This window comes from Coprococcus sp. AF51-11b1 (genome assembly GCF_027682785.1).
Lineage (GTDB): Bacteria > Bacillota > Clostridia > Lachnospirales > Lachnospiraceae > Allocoprococcus > Allocoprococcus comes.
On sequence record NZ_JAQCZB010000020.1, the window covers coordinates 18,809 to 36,422 of the forward strand.

Here is a 17,614-nt window from a genome sequence, read left to right on the forward strand (position 1 = left end):
CTCTCTATGCTTTCGTCAGTTTCTTCGCAACCACACCGGAAAGGGTGTTAATCGCAACAACCAGTACAAGCAAAATAACAGCTGTCGCATACGCCTGGTTCATATACAGCCCTTCGCTTGACAGCATATACATATGAATTGCCAGTGTCCGACCGGAACCAAGTACATTCTTTGGCACCTGTGCAACCGTTCCTGCTGTATAAATCAGTGCTGCCGTCTCTCCTACGATACGTCCAATGGCAAGGATCACACCCGCAAGGATTCCAGGAACTGCCGATGGAAGCACGATACGAAATACGGTACGGAGCTTTCCGGCTCCAAGTCCAAAGCTTCCTTCTCTGTAAGAATCCGGAACTGCTTTAAGTGCTTCTTCTGTCTGGCGCATGATCAGCGGAAGAATCATGATCGATAAAGTAAATGCACCTGCCAGAACGGAAAATCCCCATTTCAGCGTATTTACAAAGAACAGCATACCAAACAGACCATATACGATAGACGGAATGCCCGAAAGAGTCTCCGTCGTCAGGCGGATCACTTCGATAAATTTATTCCCCTTTCCTGCGTATTCCACAAGAAAGATTGCTGAAAAAATACCAAATGGTACTGCGATCAAAAGCGAAAGCAGTGTCATAACAACCGTATTGATCAATGCCGGTATAACAGATGCATTGTCCGATGTATAATGTAATGAAAATAATGACGGTTTAATATACGGAATTCCATTGATCAAAATATAAAAAATCAGGAACAGGAGCAGTGCAAACGTGATAAATGTCGCAAGCATCACAAGAAACATCAAAATCATGGATCCCGGATGTCTCAGATAGCTTTTTATCTTATCTGTAAAATTTTCCCGGTTGATATAAACAGGTTTTTTCGTCTGATCACTCATGTTCACCCCTCCTCTTAAGCAGCGCAACACTAAAATTGATGATCAGGATAAATACAAAAAGTACAACTCCTGTAGCAATCAGCGCTTCCCTGTGAAGTCCGGTCGCATATCCCATCTCAATTACAATATTACCAGTCAGAGTACGGACACCGAGCAGAATATTATTGACCAGTCTAGGCTGGTTTCCTGCAATCATAATAACTGCCATGGTCTCACCGATCGCGCGTCCGATTCCAAGTACGATTCCTGTGATCACACCGGACTTTGCCGCCGGAATCACAACTTTGAAAATACTTCTTTCCTGGGTTGCTCCAAGTGCCAGCGAGCCTTCATAGTACTGTGGTGGCACTGCACGCATTGCACTTTCTGTTGTCCCGATGATCGTTGGAAGAATCATCATACCAAGTACAATTGATGTAGTCAGGATTCCTTTTCCATCTCCGGATTTCTGAACCAGTCCCATCATCTTTAAAGTTCTTCCGAAGTCCCGAATGATCGGAACTACGATCACCATGCCGAAGAAACCATATACAACTGACGGAATTCCCGCAAGCAGTTCAGTTGCTGCTTTTAACGGTCTGTAAATTTTCTTCGGGCAATACATAGCCATAAATACCGAAGTCAGAATTCCGATCGGCACACCAAATATAATTGCTCCTGCCGTCACATAGATACTTCCGATGATCATCGGAAAAATACCAAAAAGTTCATTTCCCGGACGCCAGATATCACCGGTTATAAATTTTACAAATCCTATCTGTCTGATTGCAGGGATTCCATTTGCAAACAAGAAAATGCAAATGAGAGCTACCGCCAGCACCGAAGTGCAGGCGGCAATGAAGAACACTCCCTGCATGACTTTTTCAGTCCATGCTTTTGATTTCATTCTTTAATTTCCTCTTTTATTTATTTGGAAACTTCATCCCATGTTGTAACATCCCCAACATAGATTGATTTTACCTGATCTGCTGAAAGCTCATCTGCCGTGTTAGCTTTATTTACGATCACTGCAATACCATCTGTTGCGATTACTGTTGCTTCAAGTTCTGAAGCTTCGTCATCTTTCAGTTCTCTGGATGCCATACCGATGTCATAGCTTCCTTCGATCGTAGATGTCATACCTGTTGTAGAATCTGAAGTCTGAAGCTCAATGTCTGCATTTGGGTTTACTTTCTTATATGCTTCAATCAGTTTTTCCATCAGCGGTGATACAGAAGAAGATCCACCTACTACACATTTTCCAGATGGTTTTGATCCTGCATAAGCTTCTACATCCGATACCGGAATGTATTTTTCATTTGATACGATTTCCTGTCCTTCTGTACTCATAATATATGCCATAAAATCTTTTGCAACTTCATTATCAAGATCTTTCTTCACTGCAATATTAAAAGGTCTTGACACTTTGTAAGAACCATTTTCGATATTGTCTGCTGTGGCTTCTGCTCCGTCAATCTTCAGAGCCTTTACGCTGTCATTTAAAGATCCGAGTGATACATAACCGATTGCATATTCGTCACCTGCTACAGTTGTAAGCATTACCGATGTATTATTTGTAATCTGCGCATCTGTTGTTGTCATATCTACTTTCGTTCCGTCTGACTGTTTTTCTTCTATTCCGAACAGCTCAATGAAAGCTCCTCTTGTACCGGATCCATCTTCACGGGATACGATTGTGATATCATTTGATGTATCAAAATCACTTCCGCTATCTGCGCTGCTGTTATCCGTACTGCCCTCTGCGCTCTTGTCAGATGATGATCCTCCGCATCCAACTGCCATTGTTGCTGCCATTGCTGCTACAAGTGCTACTGCCATTAATTTTCTGAATTTCATAATACTAAAATCCTCCGTTTTATGTGTTTTTATTTTTTCTTTTCTTCACGGTCTCTATCATATAAAATGGGTGTAAAATCTGAAATCCTGGCTGTGTAAAGTTTTTGTTAAATATGATTTTTTTCTGTTCGGTGTCAAAAAAGCAGGAACAGTCAGTTAACGTTGAGTATACTCCTCAACAATCAATTGACTGCTCCTGCTTTCTTATAATTACTTTCTTGTGTTTCTTTATCGGATCATAGGATTCTCAATGATCTCCGCATCCACTTCTTCTGTTTTCTCCGGAACCGGCTTCTCACCGCCTTCTTTCAGACATTCCAGAATTGCTTCATTCAGTGACAGCATCTTGTCATCCAGTGCCGATACCATATCCGCACATTCCTTTAGTTCTCGGCTGATATACTCCGGTGCCTGTCCTTCAAACTTGTAATAAATCTTATGCTCCAGACTCGCCCAGAAATCCATCGCAATTGTCCTGATCTGGATCTCGACCTTCGTATCCACCACACTGTCCGACAGAAAGATCGGAACGGACACCAGCATGTGGTAGCTCTTGTATCCACTTTCCTTCGGATTCTTGATATAGTCTTTGATCGACAGAACCTTTAAGTCGCTCTGATTCCCGATCATCTCCGCAAGCCGGTAAATATCGGATGTAAACGAACAGATCAGACGGACTCCTGCGATATCATTGACATAGCGTACCATGTTCTCAATACTTGTCTCATATCCGTACCGCTTCAGCTTTTTCACAATACTTTCTGCGGATTTGATCCTGGTCTTGATATGCTCGATCGGATTATATCTGTGTACATGTTGAAATTCATCGTTCAGTATCTCCAGCTTCGTCCCTACTTCTTTCAATGCGGAATTGTAAAGAAACATGACGGTCTTCCAGCTGTCTACGTCATCGTAATACTTCATTGCTGACTGCATGTAATCTCCCCTTTTTATGTATACTTCCCTCCGGAATCTATCTCCCTTTTTCGTCCCGAAAGTAAAATCAGTATACCATTTTTTCTCTTTGAAATCTATACAGCCCGGACAAGCTTCATAGTATTTTAATAAATTAGATAATCTCAATCTGACACATTTCTTTTATTTTCGCATTGCATGAATCATTTCTACAATGTCGTATCCATAACGTTCACCCGTTGCCCAGCCATACCCTTCCGGATTTTCTTTCTGCCCCAGCCACTCTACATACGGTGCGCTCCCCTTTGTCACGTAAGAGTAACGGTCATCTACACATTCCCCGGCAAGTGCTTCGTCTGTCGCATAAGCTTTCAGATGCTGGATCTGTGCCCGGATCCCGGTTCTGACATCCGGGTAGGAATTCCCCGGTACGCCTCCTCCCGTCGTCCCGATCCCGGCAAAATTATACTGGGTGATCTGCATATCCCCACCATACTGCAGCCAGCCTGTCTCCTTCATCGCCTGTGCAAATGCAACCTCCGGACGGACGCCTTCTGCCGTGGCTTCTTCATAATACATCTGTGCAAATGTCTCAATATCCGGTGCACCTCCCTGCGTCAAAACTTCTGCCGGATAAGTGCTTCCATACGCTTTAAAATAATTTACCAATTGCCAGGCGCGGATACTGCTGATCCCCATCACCGGATACTGTCCCGGCTGGATGGATGCCTCGATAGCTTCTGCCTCGGCAATTGCTTTTGCTTCGGTGCCCGATACCTGCCTCTGTTCTGTCATCTTAGTTTTTACTGTGCTGTCCTGTTTTGCTGATCCCGTGCTGTCGTTTTCGCTTTTCTCTGCCTTCTTCTGTTTTGCATTTTTTTCTGATTCTTCTATATAAGTTCTGTCGTTTCCATTTGCATTCCCAGCTTTTGACTTACCATATATCATACCAATCGATACAACTATCATACAGATTCCCAATATAACCCGGATTATATTTTCTCGTTTTATTCCAGACATTTTTCTAATTCCCTGTCTTTTTTCTCTATTCTATTCCATGTTATTGAGAATGATTCTCTTTCTTTCATAAACTTTAGTATCAATATAGCACATCATATCATAGAATAAAATCTGTCTCCTTTACTTTCTCCCCTAAATCCGCTATACTGAAAATCACTTGATACAAAAACATTCTTTGCCTGACCGGCATTTTTCATATTTATTATAAGGAGGATTTTACCATGTTCCGCTTATGGGGAAAAGAATTTAAAGACAATCATATGATCAAAGATACCACCATCTGTGATGACAGTGACGATACAAGAACCCACAAGATTTTCAATGCTCTGGATGAGATCTGCTATGAATTTGATCTCAGCAAACCGATCTGGCTGGATGTGAATATCAACGAATTCAAGCGGCATTCCAAAGCGAGATTCTATCAGGACAGTTTCGTGGATTCAATTGATTTTGATTTTCTGGAAATCCAGGTGATTGAAGAATAGAAGAAGATTCTTCCCTGCATTTTCAGCTCTCTTTGCCACCTTGATCGCTGCCCAGAGCGCTGCTCCTGATGAAATTCCAACCGAAATTCCTCCTGTCTTTGCAGAAAGTCTTGCCGTCTCATAGGCATCCTCATCCGTCACAGTAATAATTTCATTAAATAATTCCCGCCTAACCCAAAGAAGCAGGAATCTCTGACAGCCTTACACCTATCTGAAATTCCTGCTTCCTTTTACTTTCAATCTTAAATTTTTATTCCACTACAATCTTCACACCAAACTTCGGAAGTTTTTCTCCTTTTCCTACTGCATTCCCACTCAGCAGATCTGTTTTGCCTGCAAATTCTTCCGGAATTTCCAGCTCTTCATCCCTGAAGTTCATCACAAAATAGAAGCTCTTTCCTTCTCTGTTACGTTTCACGATCTCCAGACCGTTTCCAGCTCCTGCAACCGGTTCTGCTCCTGCATCCTCTACTGCCATGGAAAGAATCTTCGCAATTCCATCTTCTTCCATACAGGTTCCGATGTAATACAGTTTTCCTTTTCCATAACTATGTCTGGTCACTGCCGGCATGCCTGCGTAGAAATCTTCCGTATATTCGCCAAGAGACTCCGCTCCCTCCAGATGCATCAGATCACATACGATCTTACATTTGCTCCGGCTTCCGTCTTTGAACGTCACGATGTTATGCTGTTCCGGTGCAAGGGCATCGATTTCTTCCACCCAGACACCAGCCATCTCTTTTAACGGTCCCGGATATCCGCCAAGGTATACATTATCTGACTCTCCAACAATACCACTCATATAGGTTGTCACAAGAATACCGCCATTTTTCACATACTCTTCCAGTGCTTCTTTCATTCCCGGTTTTACCATATAAAGAACCGGTGCAACCACCATCTTATATTTTGAGAAATCCGCATCCACCGGAATCATACTGGTGCCAATATTTTTTTCATAGAAATAACGGTAATAGCGGTGGATCTGGTCCACATATTTGAGACTGATCGACGGGCCGCTTGTGTATTCCAAAGCCCAGTAATTATCCCAGTCAAAGATCACTCCAACTTCTGCTTCATTTACAGATCCCGGGATCAGGTCACTTAATCTTTCCAGTTCTTCACCAAGCTGCTTCACCTCGCGGAAGACTCTTGTATTTTCCGTTCCTGCATGTGCAATGACAGCACCGTGGAACTTCTCACATCCTCCCACACTGCGACGGAGCTGGAAAAACTGGATCGTATCTGCTCCGTGTGCCATGGTCTGATAGCTCTGTGCACGCATCTGTCCCGGACGCTTGAGGGAGTTATACGGCTGCCAGTTCTGCTGGCTTGGAGTCTGCTCCATCAGCATAAATGGTTTATCCTTAAGTCCACGCATCAGATCATGCTTCATGGTCACCATACTCCACGGCGTGTTATAAGATGGATAATTATCCCACGAAATAACATCTATTTCTTTCGCCCATTTGAAATAATCCAGTCCTTTAAAGGTTCCCATCATATTGGTAGTGATCGGTGTCTCTTTATCAAACTTACGGATCGCTTCTTTTTCCATCTTGAAGTTATTCAGCATTCCGTCTGAATTAAACCGGCAGTAATCAATGGAAAGACCTGCAAAAGCCGTCATATGCGGTTCTGCTGCATCTTCGATCCCATCGCCAAGTGCATCTGGTAGTACCACTTCGTCCCAGTCATAAATGGTATGTCCCCAGAATTCGGTATTCCATGCTTTGTTCAGTTCATCCAGAGTCTGATACTTCCCGCGCAGCCATACGCGGAACGCTTTTTCACAGTTTTCACAATAACATTCTCCACCGTATTCATTGCTGATATGCCAGCAGGTCACATGCGGATTGTCCCCGTAACGCTCAGCAAGTTTGCCTGCAAGACGGGATGCAAACTTCTGAAACACCGGAGAATTCGGGCATGCATTGTGGCGCTGACCAAATTTGTGATGTCTTCCCTCGTAATCCGTTCTCGCTACTTCCGGATATCTTTTTACCATCCATGCCGGAAGCGCGCCTGTTGAAGTTGCAAGCACGATATCATAGTTCTCCCGGCTCAGCATATCAATGATCTCATCCAGTTCTGTAAAATTATAGATTTCTTCTGAAGGCTGGATCTTCGCCCACGAAAATACATTGATCGTAGCACTGTTGATCCGGGCATCTTTGAAAATGCGCATATCTTCTTTCCAGACCTCTTTTCCCCACTGGTTCGGGTTATAATCTCCGCCGTATAAAATTCTCTTAAATGGTCGTTTCATAATATCTCCTTTTTCTTCTTTTTCTTTTCTGCAACTGATATTCTGTCTTGATTATACCAAAACTGGACAGTTTTACCAGTGCAAAAAGACCGGCAGTCTCAAACCGCCGGTCCTTTCGTCATATTTTATTCTCATGGCATGTGATGTAATTATGCAAGTTTTTCGCCTGTGAGCATCTCATATGCCTGCAGGTATTTTTCGATTGTCTTATCCACGATCTCCTGTGGAAGTGTCCAGTTATTATCCGGATTGGCTGTGAGCCAGTCACGTGCGAACTGCTTGTCAAATGACGGTTGTCCGTGTCCCGGTTCATAACCATCTGCCGGCCAGAATCTTGAGCTGTCCGGTGTCAGCATCTCATCACCGATCACCATGTTGCCTTCTTCATCAAGCCCAAATTCAAACTTGGTATCTGCAATGATGATTCCTTTACTGAGTGCATATTCTGCGCATTTTTTATAGAGAGCGATCGTGTTGTCACGAAGCTTTTCTGCTAATTCTTTTCCTCTTCCCGGGAAATATTTTTCCAGATGATCGATACTCTGTTCAAAAGAAATATTCTCATCATGATCACCGATCTCTGCTTTTGTAGATGGTGTGTAAATCGGTTCAGGAAGTTTGTCTGATTCCTGTAATCCTTCCGGAAGTTTGATTCCGCATACTGTTCCATTCTCTTTGTAGCTCTTCCAGCCACTTCCTGTGATATAGCCACGAACGATACATTCGATCGGAAGCATGTTCAGCTTCTTGCACATCATGGATTTGCCTTCGTATTTCTCCTGCTGGAAGAATTCCGGCATATCCTTTGTATCTACAGAAATCATATGGTTCGGAAGAATATCTTCTGTCATATCGAACCAGAATTTTGACATCTGTGTCAGAACAGTACCTTTCTTAGTTACTTCATTATTCAGAATCACGTCAAAGCAGCTGATACGGTCTGTTGCAACCATGATCAGGCTGTCGCCATTGTCATAAATCTCACGTACTTTACCTTCTTTGATCGGTTTTAATTCCTGCATGTTCTTACACCTCATTGTTTTATTTTCTTGTAAACTGAGTTTTATAAAACTCTCAAAAGCGGTGCACTTTGGATACCGTATTCTCCGCATCTGCACCATATCTTGCATCCTAGATAACCGTAACACCGAACATAATGAGTGTCAAGAAAAACAGGCTTTCTTGCTTATTAGCATTTTTTATTAGCATTTATTACTTTAAAAACTGCCGGTGTTTTCTACATACTTTTTCTTCTGTTTTCCAGTTCTTTCAAAACGGTTTCTTCCTGTCTTTCAAAGCGAACATATAAAAGCATCACAATTACTCCGATGATCAGATAGAAAATCGCAACCAAAACTTAACATATTTCACACTCTTTTCTTTTGCCTACTTTTTCTTATACACATTAGACAAAAAATGGTTTTTCATTTTATGCACATTGCCTCGGTCATGTTTTTAAATCCACATTGGCATATCCGTATCCTTTTTCAGGATTTCTCAACTCTTCTATTGACTTTTGCATTTCGATGATTATACTTTATTATGATAAATCAATATCAATAATACATATTTAATATATTGTTCATGTATTATTGGTATAGCAAAAGGAAGTGAAATTTATGCAGCAAGGCATAATAGAAAAAAATCATATGGACATTCTATGGCATGATTATGCACTGAATAAAGAAGATACCATTCCTATCACAAAGGCCGGGCTAATTGAAAAAGCCTCCGTGGTCGGTAGATGTGGCATGATGCTTCTTTCCTGTGGAACCGGAGCATGGCGTGTTCGAAGCTCCATGAATACCCTTTCCAGAGAACTGGGAATCACCTGTACCGCCGACATCGGCCTGATGTCCATTGAATACACCTGTTTTGACGGTGAAAACTGTTTTTCACAGTCGCTGTGTCTGACCAATACCGGTGTTAATACTTCGAAATTGAACCGACTGGAAAACTTCATCAACGATTTCCCAACAAAGGAAAAATATCTTTCCGGTGAACAGATTCATTCTTATCTGGATGAGATTGAACGGATCCATGGCCTTTACTCTCCAGTTGCACTCGGATTTGCCGCAGCATTTGCCTGTGGGGCATTTACCTTTCTCCTTGGTGGCGGACCGGTAGAAATGCTTCTTGCTTTTTTCGGTGCCGGTATCGGCAACTTTGTAAGATGTAAACTGACTAAGCATCATTTCACATTATTCTTAGGCATTACTGCCTCTGTTGCTGCTGCCTGCCTTATCTATGCTACACTTTTAAAAACAACTGAACTGTTGTTCGGCATTTCTCTTGCTCATGAAGCCGGATATATATGCTCTATGCTTTTCATCATTCCCGGTTTTCCATTTATCACCAGCGGAATCGACCTTGCAAAACTGGATATGCGATCCGGTCTGGAACGACTTGCTTACGCAATGATCATCATTCTTGTCGCAACCTTGACCGCCTGGATCATGGCACTTATCCTTCATTTAAAGCCAAGTGATTTCCCACCTCTTTCTCTCACACTCTGGCAACATATACTATTCCGGCTTCTCGCCAGCTTCTGCGGGGTGTTCGGCTTTTCTGTTATGTTCAACAGTCCTAAAGAACTCTCTGCCACAGCCGGTATCATTGGAGCAATTGCCAATACACTCCGTCTTGAACTGGTAGACTTGGCCTCCCTGCCTCCTGCAGCCGCAGCTTTTATCGGTGCCCTGACTGCCGGAATTCTGGCTTCTGTATTAAAAAGCAAAATCGGTTACCCGAGAATTTCTCTGACTGTACCTTCTATTGTCATCATGGTACCGGGACTTTATCTTTACCGGGCAATCTATAATCTTGGAGTGATGTCTCTGCAAACCTCTGCATCCTGGTTTGCAGCTGCAATACTTATCATTCTTGCCTTGCCTCTTGGACTTATCTTTGCAAGAATTCTGACGGACAAAACATTCCGTTATTGCACGTAAAAAAGAATTTTAAATAAAAAGATGCATCTGATCTTTTTTCAACCAGATGCATCTTTTTATTTACCATATACAATTTGATCCGCTTTTTCTATATGCCTTTCCAGTCTGTCAGAAAAGTGTTCCAGCGGAAGGAAAACCCCCATTTCATCAAATCTTTTTCCTTCTTCCTGCAAGAAATCCTGTCCGTAATATACCACAGAATTTGGCAGTTCCTTTTGAAGTTCCATCATAATATCCCACACAGCTGCATAAGCTTCAGCCTCCGTCTTTTTTTCTTTTACGGTATCCGGAAGTTCATAGATCAGAAGTACTCCGTCATGCTCTCCCATCTTATATTCCTGTGTTTCCATTGTTTCTGAATCATAACAATGCCTTTTCTTATATCCATGTGCCAGATACATTTTTACTTTATCACGCTTCTGATAAACTTTTCGAAATTTTTCATATTCTTTTTCCTTTACATGAATCGGAAGATTTTCCAGAAGCTTTCCCTCTTCATCTGTCAAAAAAATAGGATTTGTCTGTCCATCCGCATTAAATTTAAACGGTATCAGAAAAGCATTTCTTAAAAGATCGAACATACTGTTTTGGCACACAGCCATGAGAAATGCAGTCAGATCTTTATTTTCATATGCATCGAATAATGCAGCGGTGAACTGCTTTGCGGGAAGATTTTCTGTCACAAACTCATCTCCGGAATCAATGGCATCATAAAAAGTTCTTTTCAGTCGCCTGCATGCCTCCGGGTTTGCAAGAATCTTGTCAAATAACATCTCGGCTTTTTCTTCTCTTGGGAAAATGGTTGCCATATCTATCCTTCCTTTACTATAAATCATACGATTATTTTTTATCCGACTATATTATAGGGTTATCCTGGTTATTAGTAAATTACATAATTCATATTGTGATCATATCAATATGACATAAATCCAATTTGTATTTTTTTAAGAATAATGCCTGATTTCTTTCTTGAATCCTTGCTCCTCTTTACATTTTCTATACACATGTTAAAATAATTTCATCAAATATTTTGAGCTACTGTGCAGAAAGGAATTTATCTATGTCAGATTATTATATTTCTCAAATCTATCCTTCTGACAAGCGAGCCAACGATGAAGTGGACGCGCTCCTTATCTCAGAAGGGATCCGCAGAGATGCTAACCTGGATTACACCTGCGGCATGTATGACGATGAGATGCACATTATCGCAACAGGAAGCTGTTTTGGCAACACCTTACGATGTTTTGCCGTAAGCCATGAACATCAGGGAGAAGGACTGATGAATTCCATCGTCTCTCATCTGATTGAATTTCAGTTTTCAAGAGGGAATACACACCTTTTTCTTTACACCAAATGTAATTCTGCCAAGTTCTTCGGTGATCTTGGATTCTATGAAATTGCCCGGATCGATGGACAGATTGTCTTCATGGAAAACCGAAAAACCGGATTTCAGAATTATCTGCGTACTTTTGCAAAAGATGCACTTCCAGAAGGATTGACTGCTGAGACTCCCACCAGAAAGATTGCTGCTCTCGTCATGAACGCCAACCCGTTTACCCTCGGACACCAGTATCTTATAGAAAAAGCGGCTGCTGAAAATGATCTGCTTCATCTCTTCATTGTCAGTGAAGATGCCAGCCTGGTTCCATTCAAGATCAGAAAACAACTCGTCATGAAAGGAACAGCACACTTGAAAAACATCTGTTATCACGACAGTGGTCCATATATTATCAGCAATACTACTTTTCCAAGCTATTTCCAGAAAGATGAGAATGCAGTGATTGAAAGCCACGCCATGCTGGACCTGACGGTATTTACGCAGATTGCAAAGGTGCTCGGTATCACTCGCCGTTACGTAGGGGAAGAGCCTACTAGCCTGGTTACCGGAATCTATAACCGGATCATGTCTGAAAAATTACCGGAACAGGGCATCGAATGTATTGTTGTCTCAAGAAAGACCTGTGAGGATACACCGATCAGCGCTTCCAATGTACGTCTTGCCCTGCAAAATGGTGACTATGATACCCTTTCGAAGCTGGTACCGCAAACCACACTGGATTATTTCAAAAGTCCGGAAGCAATTCCTGTAATCGAACGGATCAGACAACAAGAAAATGTTATTCATTATTAGGAGGATCTGCTATGAAAGGACAGGAAGTAGTATTAACCGACATGCTCGCCTGCCGCGAGCGCCGCGTTAATATACAAAATGAATATATTCAAAGATATCATTGCCCAGTGATTTCATTCTGCATGAATATTCCGGGACCTATAAAGACGAATGAACAGATCAAAAAAGCATTCCTTTCCGGAAAGGAAGCACTTTTTGCTGTATTACAAAAAGAGAACATTCCGATTCTTACCCAAACTGAGTTTGATGAGAAGACTGGAAATGAAATTATTCTTACAGTCGACTATCCGGCAGATAAAATTAAAGAACTAACAACAGAACTCGAAGAAAACCATCCCTTCGGACGTCTTTTTGATATGGATGTGATTGGAACAGACGGAGAAAAACTCTCCCGCGGCGTCTACCGCAAATGTTTGATCTGCGGCTGTCAGGCACAGGAATGTGCCCGGTCACGAAAGCATACCGTCGCTGAAATGCAGGCGAAGATCGAAGAGATGCTCTCATAACAATATTGAGAAACGGGAGAATGCATTTTCAAACAGCATTCTCCCGTTTTTTAATTTCCATCACTATATTTCTGAAAATCTCTTTACCTGCTCCGGTTTCTCCGGATGTTCTCCTATCATCTTCTCCATCCAGACCATATGGTACCAACGCCCAAATTTATAACCACACTTCCGGAATTCTCCGATCAAACGGTATCCCAGATGTTCATGGAACTGCTTGCTGTTCTTTGTCAGATATTCATCGTCTTCTTCCGGATATCCAATGCATGCATATAGATTGATGATATTCTGTGCTTTCAGTGCAGTTTCAAGTGCCTGATAAAGCAGTTTTCCAACACCACTGTGACTGCAACCCTTCTTTACATAAATCGTAGTTTCTGCCGACCAGTCATATGCAGCCCGCCCATAAAAAGCTCCTGCATATGCATAACCGATAATCTCGCTGTCTCTTACTGCCACCAGATACGGATATTTCTCCAGTGTGTGACGAATCCGTCCCGTAAACTCTTCCAGTGTCGGAACATCATATTCAAATGTAATTGCTGTGTCCGTTATATAGGGTGCATAGATATTTAAAATTTCTGCTGCGTCCGCTTCGGTTGCCGGGCGGATCTTGATTTCATTTGTATCCATTTTATGCTCCTGACTACTATATCCAATTCCTGTCAATTTCTTCTTTTAATTCACAGAACATTTTATAAAACTTCTGTTTTGCCTGCGTAATAATCCCCATTGCAATCTTTCGGTTATAAGAATGTGTTACATTATTTCTTTCTTGTAATGCAGATAACCATAGTTCTTCATCCTTTATCATACCTGCTTTATATGCTGTTCTGAGAATCATTTTCGGAGAACTTGTTGCTCCTTCTGCAAATCCATGTATCTCCAATATTTCTTTCATCATCTTCCATGACTGCTCAAATGTAATTTCATATAATCCAACCAAACCAGTTAGAACGACATTATCATACGGTTCTTCGTAATTATAAATATCCTTCATATTTTCCAATGACACACAAAAATTTTCATACTTTTTCAAAAAGAATTTTCCCCTCTCTCCGTATCGATTCTCGTAAGGCGTCTTGCATATCTCTATCCAGGTCCACAATGTCAAATTCCAGCAACGTGGATGTCTCTTCATCAACATCTAATGCAAAACGATCAAAATCACCACCACTTGCCGCAATATCAATATCGCTCGTCCTCTTGAAGTCTCCCCTCGCTCTGGATCCAAAAAGAATCACACAATGTATATCATGTTTTTTTGCAAATGAAATAATTTCGTCTATAACTTCCGTTTTTATTCCTGTATTCGCAAAAGTCTGCATTTTTCCTTCCTCCCACTACCTTAACTTTAATCAGAGAAATCATTATATTTATTCTCCTACTCTTCATACATTGATTTCTCCAGATATTATTCGACTGGTAATTCCGTTTAATCTATGAAAGTTATCATACCATGAATCAAATTTCTATACAAGCAGGATTGTTTCTCTTGACACACCTTTGCCAACTGTATATACTGTATATATACAGTTATAACATTTTAAGCGAGGTGAAAACGTGAATATATTCATAGATAACAAAAGTGGTGCACCCATCTATGAACAGATTTTTACACAACTCAAATCGCAAATTATAAGTGGAACATTACCATCTGACGAAGCTCTTCCTTCCATTCGAAGCCTTGCCAAAGATCTACGAATCAGTGTCGTAACAACCAAGCGGGCTTACGATGAACTGGAAAAAGAAGGTTTTATTTACACGATTGCAGCAAAGGGCTGTTTCGTTGCTCCACTTAATACGGATCTTTTGCGTGAAACAAATCTGAAAAAAATTGAAGACTACATGGAAAAAATAGTACATCTTGCAGCTTCCTGTAATCTAAGCGAACAGGAACTTACTGAGATGCTTCATTTCATGATGGAGGAATAGCTTATGACCACATTTGAAACAAATGCTTTAGAAATAAACGATTTGAATAAGAACTATCCTGGATTTTCCCTGAATCATCTAAATCTCACTCTTCCCAGTGGATGTATCTTAGGACTCATCGGTGAAAATGGTGCCGGAAAAACTACCACCATTAAACTAATTCTGGATATCATAAAAAAAGACAGCGGTTCGATTCGAATTTTGGGAAGAGACTGCACTTCTGCTACTACTTTCTTGAAAGAAGAAATTGGCGTTGTATTAGATGAAGTTGGTTTTCAGGAATGCCTGACTCCTTTACAGATTGGACGCATTATGAAGGATATTTTCCACAACTGGGATTCTTCTCTATACGACCAATATCTCCAAAAATTTAACCTTCCAAATAAAAAAGAATTTGGTAAGTTTTCAAAAGGAATGAAGATGAAACTGGGAATTGCAGTTGCTCTCTCTCATCATCCTAAACTTCTGATCCTTGATGAAGCAACAAGCGGTCTTGATCCTGTAATGCGCGATGAAATCCTTGATATTTTCAATGATTTTACCAGAGATGAATCTCATGCAATTTTAATTTCTTCCCATATTGTAAGTGATCTGGAGAAAATTTGTGATTATGTTGCCTTTCTTCATAAAGGTAACCTTGTTCTTTTCGAAGAAAAAGACCGGCTTCTGGAAAAATACGGTATCATTCAATGTACAGAGGAACAGCTTCAGGAACTCGATCAATCTGCGGTCATCGGAGTCAAATACTCTTCTTACAATGTAGAAGCAGTGGTTCTTCGAGATCAGATTCCGGAAGGATTTAAGGTACATCCGATCAGTATAGAAGATTTGTTTATTTTTATGATAAAGGGGGTTCACTAAATATGAAAGGATTACTTCGTAAAGATCTTTATCTGATGATAAAATATTGTCGTTTATTTTTTATTCTGATTATTGTATTTTCCTTTGCCGGAGCATGGAATAACAATCTGTTTTTTGCATTATATCCTATTACAATTTCCAGCATTATCCCGGTAAACCTGCTTTCTTACGATGAAAAATCAAATTGGAGTCTCTATGCCTGTACCTTTCCCTGTAGCCGAAAAGAAATTGTATCCTCCAAATATATTTTAACAGTATGTACCCTTACACTTTCTGCCATCATTGTTGAAATTGTGCAAATAATCAACATGATTATAAGACACAACTTTTATATTTCCGGTCTTCTTACTATTTTTACAATTATCTTTATAGCCGGATTACTGCCACCTGCCTTTATGTTTCCGTTTACCTTCAAACTAGGTGCTGAGAAAGGTCGGTTTGCTTATTATATTGGATTTATTTTATTTTTCGCATTGCTTGGTTGGTTGCAATCTTTCATAAAAAATTTGCCTCTCGGACTTGCACATTTCCCTTTCCGAAGTTACTATATTTTGATTCTTTTTTTCATAGGTTTATTACTGTATATGATTTCCTGGATTCTATCCATAAAATTCTATCAGAACAGGGAATTCTAACATCATTATAGAAAGAAACAGCGGTTTACTTCCTTTTTTGTAAACCACTGTTTCTTTTTTTTATTTCATGATTTTTTCCATTCTCTCTTTGATAATGTCTGCAATTTCCCATCCTGCATAACTTTCGCAGATACAATCTCTTGAAATCACACCGCCGGCTTTATCTATATGGCCACCACCGCTTCCGATTCCATCGCAGAGCTTTTCTGCCACTTCATTTGCAAGATACTCCCGATCTGCACTTCTTATTGAAACCTGATATCCACTGTCAATATCCGTATATGCAATGCTAACTTTGGCAACATCAACCTTTATTGCCATATCACCAATGATTCCAAGCACTGATTGCTCACAATGCATTGCACTGATCAAAAGATATTGCTTCTCTTTATCAAAATATGCATGGTACAAAGCTTCTCCTGCAATCATGAGGTCCTCCAGACTCATGGATGATTTTTTTAACCGTTCCAGTTCCGGATAATCTTTGCTTAACTCATCGCGCATCGCAATGTCATGCTTCTTGTACAAATCTACATAGGAAGAAGTATCTGTATACAATCCATATAAAAATGCAATACTTAACTTTTCATTCGCCTTTACATCATATCCTTCTTCTTTCAAAAGTTCCCAGACAATTGTAGAACAGCTTTGATAAGAATAGTCAATAAAAGCATTTTCTGTTTTTTTCATGGAAGGCATATGATGATCGATCATTGCTATATTATCCGCTTCAAAACGATATACATTTCCTCTTCCATATTGCCCATCAACCAGCAGTAGAAGATCTGTCTTGGGTAACTCTTTTACGTATTCTACCGGAATCTCACAGATATCAATCATGTACAAAAGATCTTTTTTTTGGATTTCATAATCTCCACTGTAAATAATTGACACATTGATATCCTGTAGTTTTAAATATGTATACACCCCATATGCCGCAGCCAGTGCATCTGCATCTGGACTGTTATGACATTGAATACATATATTTTTGTACTTTAATAGCTGATTTAAAAAACCCATTTGCTCATGCCTCTTAAATTACTCTCATTCTTTCAGCATATTACCACATTTTTCCTTAAAGGTAAATAATTTCCTATGTAATATATGTAATAAAAAAACTGTAAACCCTTACGGTCTACAGCTCCCTTACTTTCTACATGTACCTTCAAAACCACATACAA

Annotated in this window: 20 protein-coding genes; 7 read left to right on the forward strand and 13 right to left on the reverse strand. The window is 40.6% G+C overall.

Going from position 1 to position 17,614, the window contains the following annotated elements; all coding sequences use genetic code 11:
- Nucleotides 1-4: 4 nt before the first annotated feature.
- The 5 genes from pstA to PGY05_RS15785 form a co-directional block, all read right to left on the reverse strand.
- A complete protein-coding gene (gene pstA, locus PGY05_RS15765) occupies nucleotides 5-796 on the reverse strand; it encodes a phosphate ABC transporter permease PstA (protein ID WP_416387036.1) in 792 nt (263 codons plus the stop codon).
- 88 nt (nucleotides 797-884) lie between these two features.
- A complete protein-coding gene (gene pstC / locus PGY05_RS15770) occupies nucleotides 885-1,778 on the reverse strand; it encodes a phosphate ABC transporter permease subunit PstC (RefSeq protein ID WP_055297678.1) in 894 nt (297 codons plus the stop codon).
- 20 nt (nucleotides 1,779-1,798) lie between these two features.
- On the reverse strand, nucleotides 1,799-2,728 hold the full coding sequence (locus PGY05_RS15775) for a substrate-binding domain-containing protein (RefSeq protein ID WP_055158195.1): 930 nt from the start codon (nucleotides 2,726-2,728) through the stop codon (nucleotides 1,799-1,801).
- Nucleotides 2,729-2,956: 228 nt separating this feature from the next.
- Nucleotides 2,957-3,664: a GTP pyrophosphokinase gene (locus PGY05_RS15780; protein ID WP_022220501.1), complete on the reverse strand. Its 708-nt coding sequence runs from the start codon at nucleotides 3,662-3,664 to the stop codon at nucleotides 2,957-2,959.
- Nucleotides 3,665-3,826: 162 nt separating this feature from the next.
- Nucleotides 3,827-4,612 carry a glucosaminidase domain-containing protein gene (locus tag PGY05_RS15785; RefSeq protein ID WP_270476290.1) on the reverse strand — a complete coding sequence of 262 codons (786 nt, stop codon included), beginning with the start codon at nucleotides 4,610-4,612 and terminating at the stop codon, nucleotides 3,827-3,829.
- Between the two features lie 272 nt (nucleotides 4,613-4,884).
- Between PGY05_RS15785 and PGY05_RS15790 the strand changes: the two genes are divergently transcribed.
- Nucleotides 4,885-5,148: a hypothetical protein gene (locus PGY05_RS15790; protein WP_055158192.1), complete on the forward strand. Its 264-nt coding sequence runs from the start codon at nucleotides 4,885-4,887 to the stop codon at nucleotides 5,146-5,148.
- Here the strand turns inward: PGY05_RS15790 and PGY05_RS15795 are convergent.
- From PGY05_RS15795 to PGY05_RS15805, 3 genes are all read right to left on the reverse strand, one after another.
- Nucleotides 5,104-5,289: a hypothetical protein gene (locus PGY05_RS15795; RefSeq protein WP_055158190.1), complete on the reverse strand. Its 186-nt coding sequence runs from the start codon at nucleotides 5,287-5,289 to the stop codon at nucleotides 5,104-5,106. The genes PGY05_RS15790 and PGY05_RS15795 overlap by 45 nt on opposite strands.
- A 109-nt stretch (nucleotides 5,290-5,398) precedes the next feature.
- The gene (locus PGY05_RS15800; protein ID WP_270476293.1) at nucleotides 5,399-7,414 is read right to left on the reverse strand and encodes a beta-galactosidase; all 2,016 of its coding nucleotides are present in this window, start codon (nucleotides 7,412-7,414) and stop codon (nucleotides 5,399-5,401) included.
- Between the two features lie 149 nt (nucleotides 7,415-7,563).
- Nucleotides 7,564-8,436, reverse strand: a complete 873-nt coding sequence (locus PGY05_RS15805; protein ID WP_022219933.1) for a phosphoribosylaminoimidazolesuccinocarboxamide synthase — start codon at nucleotides 8,434-8,436, stop codon at nucleotides 7,564-7,566.
- Nucleotides 8,437-9,033: 597 nt separating this feature from the next.
- Here PGY05_RS15805 and PGY05_RS15810 point away from each other — a divergent pair.
- Nucleotides 9,034-10,365, forward strand: coding sequence for a threonine/serine ThrE exporter family protein (locus PGY05_RS15810; protein ID WP_008368528.1), 1,332 nt, complete (start codon nucleotides 9,034-9,036; stop codon nucleotides 10,363-10,365).
- 56 nt (nucleotides 10,366-10,421) lie between these two features.
- Here the strand turns inward: PGY05_RS15810 and PGY05_RS15815 are convergent, their stop codons facing one another.
- Complete coding sequence (locus PGY05_RS15815; RefSeq protein WP_055158184.1) at nucleotides 10,422-11,174, reverse strand: DUF4866 domain-containing protein; 753 nt, start codon at nucleotides 11,172-11,174, stop codon at nucleotides 10,422-10,424.
- Nucleotides 11,175-11,425: 251 nt separating this feature from the next.
- Between PGY05_RS15815 and citC the strand changes: the two genes are divergently transcribed.
- Both citC and citX read left to right on the forward strand, forming a co-directional pair.
- Nucleotides 11,426-12,496, forward strand: a complete 1,071-nt coding sequence (gene citC, locus PGY05_RS15820) for a [citrate (pro-3S)-lyase] ligase (protein WP_173685927.1) — start codon at nucleotides 11,426-11,428, stop codon at nucleotides 12,494-12,496.
- An 11-nt stretch (nucleotides 12,497-12,507) separates the two neighbouring features.
- Nucleotides 12,508-13,002, forward strand: a complete 495-nt coding sequence (gene citX, locus PGY05_RS15825; protein ID WP_173685928.1) for a citrate lyase holo-[acyl-carrier protein] synthase — start codon at nucleotides 12,508-12,510, stop codon at nucleotides 13,000-13,002.
- Between the two features lie 63 nt (nucleotides 13,003-13,065).
- Here the strand turns inward: citX and PGY05_RS15830 are convergent, their stop codons facing one another.
- Genes PGY05_RS15830 through PGY05_RS15840 form a run of 3 tightly spaced genes read right to left on the reverse strand, consistent with a single transcriptional unit; the run spans nucleotide 13,066 to nucleotide 14,330 of the window.
- The gene (locus PGY05_RS15830; protein ID WP_055262071.1) at nucleotides 13,066-13,635 is read right to left on the reverse strand and encodes a GNAT family N-acetyltransferase; all 570 of its coding nucleotides are present in this window, start codon (nucleotides 13,633-13,635) and stop codon (nucleotides 13,066-13,068) included.
- A gap of 16 nt (nucleotides 13,636-13,651) precedes the next feature.
- Entirely contained in the window at nucleotides 13,652-14,041 is a 390-nt protein-coding gene (locus tag PGY05_RS15835; RefSeq protein WP_044998490.1) for an HI0074 family nucleotidyltransferase substrate-binding subunit, read from the reverse strand.
- Complete coding sequence (locus PGY05_RS15840) at nucleotides 14,028-14,330, reverse strand: nucleotidyltransferase family protein (protein WP_008368542.1); 303 nt, start codon at nucleotides 14,328-14,330, stop codon at nucleotides 14,028-14,030. The genes PGY05_RS15835 and PGY05_RS15840 overlap by 14 nt, the downstream gene beginning before the upstream one ends.
- A gap of 235 nt (nucleotides 14,331-14,565) precedes the next feature.
- Between PGY05_RS15840 and PGY05_RS15845 the strand changes: the two genes are divergently transcribed.
- The 3 genes from PGY05_RS15845 to PGY05_RS15855 are packed head-to-tail and all read left to right on the forward strand — an operon-like array spanning nucleotide 14,566 to nucleotide 16,433.
- A complete protein-coding gene (locus PGY05_RS15845) occupies nucleotides 14,566-14,937 on the forward strand; it encodes a GntR family transcriptional regulator (RefSeq protein WP_008368544.1) in 372 nt (123 codons plus the stop codon).
- A 3-nt stretch (nucleotides 14,938-14,940) separates the two neighbouring features.
- A complete protein-coding gene (locus PGY05_RS15850) occupies nucleotides 14,941-15,798 on the forward strand; it encodes an ABC transporter ATP-binding protein (protein WP_270476295.1) in 858 nt (285 codons plus the stop codon).
- A 2-nt stretch (nucleotides 15,799-15,800) separates the two neighbouring features.
- Nucleotides 15,801-16,433 (forward strand): ABC-2 transporter permease, encoded by a 633-nt coding sequence (locus tag PGY05_RS15855; RefSeq protein ID WP_008368548.1) that lies wholly within the window; start codon nucleotides 15,801-15,803, stop codon nucleotides 16,431-16,433.
- A 60-nt stretch (nucleotides 16,434-16,493) separates the two neighbouring features.
- Here PGY05_RS15855 and PGY05_RS15860 read toward each other — a convergent pair whose 3' ends face one another.
- A complete protein-coding gene (locus PGY05_RS15860; protein WP_055262065.1) occupies nucleotides 16,494-17,453 on the reverse strand; it encodes a DHH family phosphoesterase in 960 nt (319 codons plus the stop codon).
- Nucleotides 17,454-17,614: the final 161 nt, after the last annotated feature.

What these genes read in the sequence shown, in the direction of transcription:
- pstA (WP_416387036.1), bottom strand. Translation starts at nt 796, where the DNA reads ATGTTTCTTGTGATGCTTGCGACATTTATCACGTTTGCACTGCTCCTG.
- pstC (WP_055297678.1), bottom strand. Translation starts at nt 1,778, where the DNA reads ATGAAATCAAAAGCATGGACTGAAAAAGTCATGCAGGGAGTGTTCTTC.
- PGY05_RS15775 (WP_055158195.1), bottom strand. Translation starts at nt 2,728, where the DNA reads ATGAAATTCAGAAAATTAATGGCAGTAGCACTTGTAGCAGCAATGGCA.
- PGY05_RS15780 (WP_022220501.1), bottom strand. Translation starts at nt 3,664, where the DNA reads ATGCAGTCAGCAATGAAGTATTACGATGACGTAGACAGCTGGAAGACC.
- PGY05_RS15785 (WP_270476290.1), bottom strand. Translation starts at nt 4,612, where the DNA reads ATGATAGTTGTATCGATTGGTATGATATATGGTAAGTCAAAAGCTGGG.
- PGY05_RS15790 (WP_055158192.1), top strand. Translation starts at nt 4,885, where the DNA reads ATGTTCCGCTTATGGGGAAAAGAATTTAAAGACAATCATATGATCAAA.
- PGY05_RS15800 (WP_270476293.1), bottom strand. Translation starts at nt 7,414, where the DNA reads ATGAAACGACCATTTAAGAGAATTTTATACGGCGGAGATTATAACCCG.
- PGY05_RS15805 (WP_022219933.1), bottom strand. Translation starts at nt 8,436, where the DNA reads ATGCAGGAATTAAAACCGATCAAAGAAGGTAAAGTACGTGAGATTTAT.
- PGY05_RS15810 (WP_008368528.1), top strand. Translation starts at nt 9,034, where the DNA reads ATGCAGCAAGGCATAATAGAAAAAAATCATATGGACATTCTATGGCAT.
- PGY05_RS15815 (WP_055158184.1), bottom strand. Translation starts at nt 11,174, where the DNA reads ATGGCAACCATTTTCCCAAGAGAAGAAAAAGCCGAGATGTTATTTGAC.
- citC (WP_173685927.1), top strand. Translation starts at nt 11,426, where the DNA reads ATGTCAGATTATTATATTTCTCAAATCTATCCTTCTGACAAGCGAGCC.
- citX (WP_173685928.1), top strand. Translation starts at nt 12,508, where the DNA reads ATGAAAGGACAGGAAGTAGTATTAACCGACATGCTCGCCTGCCGCGAG.
- PGY05_RS15830 (WP_055262071.1), bottom strand. Translation starts at nt 13,635, where the DNA reads ATGGATACAAATGAAATCAAGATCCGCCCGGCAACCGAAGCGGACGCA.
- PGY05_RS15840 (WP_008368542.1), bottom strand. Translation starts at nt 14,330, where the DNA reads ATGCAGACTTTTGCGAATACAGGAATAAAAACGGAAGTTATAGACGAA.
- PGY05_RS15850 (WP_270476295.1), top strand. Translation starts at nt 14,941, where the DNA reads ATGACCACATTTGAAACAAATGCTTTAGAAATAAACGATTTGAATAAG.
- PGY05_RS15855 (WP_008368548.1), top strand. Translation starts at nt 15,801, where the DNA reads ATGAAAGGATTACTTCGTAAAGATCTTTATCTGATGATAAAATATTGT.
- PGY05_RS15860 (WP_055262065.1), bottom strand. Translation starts at nt 17,453, where the DNA reads ATGGGTTTTTTAAATCAGCTATTAAAGTACAAAAATATATGTATTCAA.